This is a genomic window from Microcoleus sp. (assembly GCF_049646505.1).
Taxonomy (GTDB): Bacteria; Cyanobacteriota; Cyanobacteriia; order Cyanobacteriales; family Microcoleaceae; genus Microcoleus.
Window position 1 is genome coordinate 1 of sequence record NZ_JBARVX010000143.1, and the last position, 5,085, is coordinate 5,085.

At 48.0% G+C, this 5,085-nt stretch carries 4 protein-coding genes and 1 pseudogene; 1 reads left to right on the forward strand and 4 read right to left on the reverse strand.

From position 1 onward, the window contains the following. From WBA89_RS08005 to fic, 3 genes and pseudogenes are all read right to left on the reverse strand, one after another. Nucleotides 1–337, reverse strand: a pseudogene (locus WBA89_RS08005) (hypothetical protein); the annotation flags it as partial. A gap of 241 nt (nucleotides 338–578) precedes the next feature. Continuing rightward, nucleotides 579–1,175, reverse strand: a complete 597-nt coding sequence (lepB, locus tag WBA89_RS08010) for a signal peptidase I (protein ID WP_424405416.1) — start codon at nucleotides 1,173–1,175, stop codon at nucleotides 579–581. Between the two features lie 230 nt (nucleotides 1,176–1,405). Beyond that, nucleotides 1,406–2,557, reverse strand: coding sequence for a protein adenylyltransferase Fic (gene fic, locus WBA89_RS08015; protein ID WP_424405418.1), 1,152 nt, complete (start codon nucleotides 2,555–2,557; stop codon nucleotides 1,406–1,408). Between the two features lie 366 nt (nucleotides 2,558–2,923). On the opposite strand from fic, the gene WBA89_RS08020 reads away from it, so the two are divergent. Continuing rightward, nucleotides 2,924–3,166 carry a hypothetical protein gene (locus tag WBA89_RS08020; protein ID WP_424405420.1) on the forward strand — a complete coding sequence of 81 codons (243 nt, stop codon included), beginning with the start codon at nucleotides 2,924–2,926 and terminating at the stop codon, nucleotides 3,164–3,166. A gap of 164 nt (nucleotides 3,167–3,330) precedes the next feature. Here the strand turns inward: WBA89_RS08020 and WBA89_RS08025 are convergent. Continuing rightward, the coding region (locus WBA89_RS08025; RefSeq protein WP_424405422.1) for an ATP-dependent Clp protease ATP-binding subunit at nucleotides 3,331–5,085 on the reverse strand (1,755 nt) is incomplete at its 5' end.

Consider the following 5,085-nt stretch of genomic DNA (forward strand, 5'->3'; position numbering starts at 1 on the left):
GGGGAGAGGGGGAGAGTGGGAAGAGGGGGAGAGTGGGGAGAGTGGGAGACTGGGAGAGGGGGAGAGTGGGAGAGGGGGAGAGGGGGAGAGGGGGAGAGTGGGAGAGTGGGAGACTGGGAGACTGGGAGAGGGGGAGACTGGGAGACTGGGAGAGGGGGAGAATTACCAATTCCCAATTCCCAATTCCCAATTCCCAATTACCAATTCCCAATTCCCAATTCCCAATTCCCAATTCCCAATTCCCAATTCCCAATTCCCAATTCCCAATTACCGATTCCCAATTACCGATTCCCAATTCCCAATTCCCAATTACCGATTCCCAATTACCGATTCCCAATTACCGATTCCCAATTCCCAATTCCCCCAACATTCATCCGAATCCCGTACCTTGTTCGTTGGCCGAGGTTCCATCTTCCATCTTCCATCTTCCATCTTCCTCATGACTAATGACCAATGACCAATGACCAATGACTAATGACCAATGACCAATGACTAATGACCAATGACTAATGACCAATGACCAATGACCAATGACTAATGACTAATGACCAATGACCAATGACCAATGACCAATGACTTCAAACTTGTCCGATACGTTCTAGCGGCCAAAACCGCACTACAGCGCGACCGATGATATTCTGCTGAGGTAAAAATCCCCACCGGCTAGAGTCGTTGCTGTTGTTGCGGTTGTCTCCCATCACGAAGTATTGATTTTCAGGGACGCGGTAAGGCCCCCACTGGTATTTAGGAGGTTCGGCAATATATTTTTCGACCAGGGGTTGGTCGTTGAGATAAACTAAACCTTTTTTCACAGTCACGGTTTGACCGGGCAAGCCAATTACCCGCTTGATAAATGCTTGGTCTTTGGTAAAACCTTGTTCTTGCAATTTTTCTGGCGGGGCAAATACTACGATGTCCCCAGTTTTTGGAGGTTCGAGGTAGTAGGAGATTTTTTCGACTACGACGCGATCGCCCACGTGCAGAGTTGGTATCATAGAATCTGACGGTATGAAGCGCGGTTCGGCGACGAACGCTCGAATCACTATTGCTAAACCCAAAGCAATAATCACTATCTGAAGATTTTCTCGCTGAGACTTCCAGGCTTTCTGCCACCAAGGTTCAGCCGAAATTTCTGCTGCTTCTGCTGTACCCAAATTCTCGTTCTCAGATGTCATGTATTTCTCCGATACATACTAGCTGTTATATTTTACTCCAAGGGCGATCGATCCAGGATTTGCGAATTATATCTTTCTTGAGATTTTGTGCCCCAAAAGTGCATTGAAAAAATTAGAGTTGTAATTTTAAATCTAAAATCTCAAAGGTGCGATCGAACCAGCCATCTTCTCATCAAAATCAAAGCTATTTAGTTAAAAATATACCAAATCGCTTCTAGACTTACTATAGCTTATGAGTCGAAATAAGTTTCGATCGCCCCACCCGTAGCAAAATCTGCATAGGGATATACAGTATGGTTTTCTGCCGTCAGCAATTGTAGAAAACGGGGATGAATAAATAACTTTTCTCGCCCGACTTTGGTTTCTTGCAACACTCCAATCTCGCAGAGTTGTTTCAGATAATTCGCCGCAGTTTGTCTGTGGGCAATTTCAGCATCAACTACATTGGCAATCCGACAATAGGGCTGAATAAAAATTAGATCGAGCAGGTCGCGGTTATAAACTTTAGGTCGGGTTTTTTTTACATAGTCTGTGGTAATCTCCATTAACAGGCGAATAGATTTAATCTTCTGAGTTGTCCACTTTGCTGTTTCAAAAACTGCATTGAGCACAAACAAAATCCAACTTTGCCAATCACCTTGCGCCGTGACTTGATGCAAATATTGATAGTAATCTTGCTTGTTCTCAATGATGTAGCGACTGAGGTACAACACGGGAATCTCTAGCAAACCCCGATCGATCAAAAACAGGATATTAAGAATCCGACCCGTCCGTCCATTACCATCTGTAAACGGATGAATCGCCTCAAACTGATAGTGCATCACAGCAAGCCGTACCAGCGGATCGAATTCAGTTGCCTCATGGATAAATTTTTCCCAGTTAGTGAGTTTTTCTTGTAAAACTGCCTCGGTTTCAGGCGGCGTATAAATTACTTGTCCGCTACTAGCTTCAATTAGGGCAGTCCCAGGCGTGCGCCGAATCTCCATCTCAACCCCTTTGATGGTCGAGCAGACTTCCATTGCCGTCCGTGTGGTGAGCGAGCGCCTTTGGATAGACTGAAAACCCGAGAATAAGGCTCTGCTGTAGCGGAGTGCTTCTTTGGTGGCGGCATCCATCTGAGCCTCTGGGGTACTGGCAAACTGGAATAAGCGATCGGCTGTTGTTACGATATTTTCGATCGCCGAACTCGCTTGAGCTTCTAGGACTGGGATCGTGTTAATCAACATCGCTTGGTTGGGAATCAACCCACCGCACTGTTTGAGTTCTGCTAGCGCAGCACGAGCTTCTATACAGGCTTTCAAAACAACTTTCGTCTCAATTTCCCCAGGTGGGGGCAATAAAGGCAGATCGTTGTAGGGTCGATCGGGCGCAAAATTAGTCATGATGATATGTCGAGCCAATCGACAAGTCGAGAAAACCTGTCGATATTTTAGCTTTTTTTCGACACATTTAGTTCTCCCAGCATTTCTCAACTCACCAATTGATGTATTTCTCTGAAAAAGTGCGGTACATTCCGCTCATCGCGGGCGCAGTTGAAACCGCTCGCCATATCAAATCCTCTCTTCATCGGAATACTAAATAAAAGTTGACGGTTGACTGTTGACGGTTGACTGTTGACCGTCAAAGTCATCTGACGGCGCAACAGGAATTGATATCATATCGTTTTCGGTTGTATCGGTATTGTTCAAACCATCAACAGTTAACAGTTAACAGTCAACAGTCAACATCACCTGACGGTGTTACCGGAAATGATATCAGTTAAGCAACGTGTCCTGGGCAGACTCAAGCCTCAAGGTGGTTCCCAACCTGGATTTGTCATAAAAGAAGCAGAGAATTTAAATTCTCTGCTTCTTTTATACACTGATTTTGAGTTGGTCGATCGCCCGACCGATCGCACTTTACCAAACATTCAGAGTCTCGCATCCCCGCCTGCAACGGCGGATGGTTTTTCAAGTGAGGTTTACATCCCCATCTTAATAATTGGAAGTTGATAATTGATAGTCGATCGTTGTCAATTGTTAGCTGTCAACTATTTAAAAGCCTCGCTATGTGCGGTCAACTATCAACAGTCTAAAAACCTACCTCTCAACTATCAACGATCGAGGCTCGCGAGCTCGCTCGGCTCGCACTACCAACGATCGTACTTGACTCGGCCTTACTCAGCACCTTGGGGCAACAATTCTCGCTTTTGACCTTGCAGCACCTTGACAATTCCATCGTCGCCCACATCCACAAGGGCGATGTCGCCGTCTTTGATGCGGCCAGACAGAATTTCCTCAGCCAAACTATCCTCTAACAACCGCATGATGGCGCGGCGCAGCGGACGAGCTCCGTAGCTGGGGTTGTAGCCTTCTTCTACCAACCGTTCTTTGAACCTGTCTGTAACTTCCATCGTAATTCCCTGTTCTGTCAAGCGGCCGAACACTTCTTTGAGCATGATGACGGCAATTTCCTTGACTTCTTCCCTGTTCAACTGACGGAAGACAATAATTTCGTCTAGTCGGTTGAGGAATTCTGGACGGAAGTAGTTCTTGAGTTCTTCGTTTACCAAAGAACGGATGCGGTTGTAAGTGGCATCGGCTTGGTTGTCGCTGAACTCGAAACCGAGACCGCCGCCGCCTTTTTCAATCACCTTAGAACCGATGTTTGAAGTCATGATCAGCAGCGTGTTTTTGAAGTCCACGGTGCGACCTTTGGCATCGGTTAAACGGCCGTCTTCCAATATTTGCAAGAGCATATTGAAGACATCGGGGTGGGCTTTTTCGATTTCGTCAAACAACACTACCGTGTAAGGACGGCGGCGGACTGCTTCTGTGAGTTGGCCGCCTTCGTTGTAGCCTACGTATCCGGGCGGAGAACCGATGAGTTTGGAGACGGTGTGACGTTCCATGTATTCCGACATATCCAGCCGGATCATCGCGTCTTCGGAACCGAAGAAATAGGCAGCCAGGGCTTTTGTCAGTTCGGTTTTGCCGACGCCTGTGGGCCCGGAGAAGATGAAACTGGCGATCGGGCGATTGGGATTTTTCAAACCTACCCGCGCGCGGCGGATCGCCTTAGAAACCGCTTTCACAGCTTCTTCCTGACCGATCAAGCGCTGGTGCAAAGTATCTTCCATGTGCAGCAGCTTTTCGGATTCAGATTCGGTGAGTTTGTTCACCGGAACTCCCGTCCAGCTTGCCACAATTTGGGCGATATCTTCTTCGGTAACAACTGGCGACGGGTCGGTTTCGCCACGGGCCGCCGAGTCAGTTTTTTTAGCTTGGGAAATTGCGCGAATTTCGGCTTTGACCGTCATTTCTCGATCGCGCAATTCGCCGGCTTTGTCAAAGTCTTGAGAACGCACCGCTTCGTCTTTATCTTTCAGCACTTGGCGGAGTTCTTTGTCAAGTTCTTTGGCTGCGGGGGGCAGTTGCGAGTTGATCAAACGCACTCTCGAACCTGCTTCGTCTACGAGGTCAATTGCTTTGTCTGGCAGGAAGCGATCGGAAATGTACCGATCTGAGAGTTTAGCTGCAGCTTCTAGGGCCGTGTCCAAGATTTTCAGTTTGTGGTGCTGTTCGTAGCGTTCCCGCAGGCCGAAGAGAATCTCGATCGTCTCGTCAACAGTCGGTTCGCCCACCATCACCGGCTGGAAGCGCCGTTCTAGGGCTGCGTCGCGCTCGATGTGCTTGCGGTACTCGTCGAGGGTGGTAGCGCCGATACACTGAAGTTCGCCTCTAGCCAAAGCCGGCTTGAGAATGTTAGCTGCGTCGATCGCCCCTTCAGCAGCACCCGCACCGATCAAAGTGTGCACTTCGTCAATCACCAAAATCACGTTACCGGCTGTGCGGATTTCATCCATGATTTTTTTGAGGCGTTCCTCAAATTCGCCCCGGTATTTCGTACCCGCCACCAACAAACCGATATC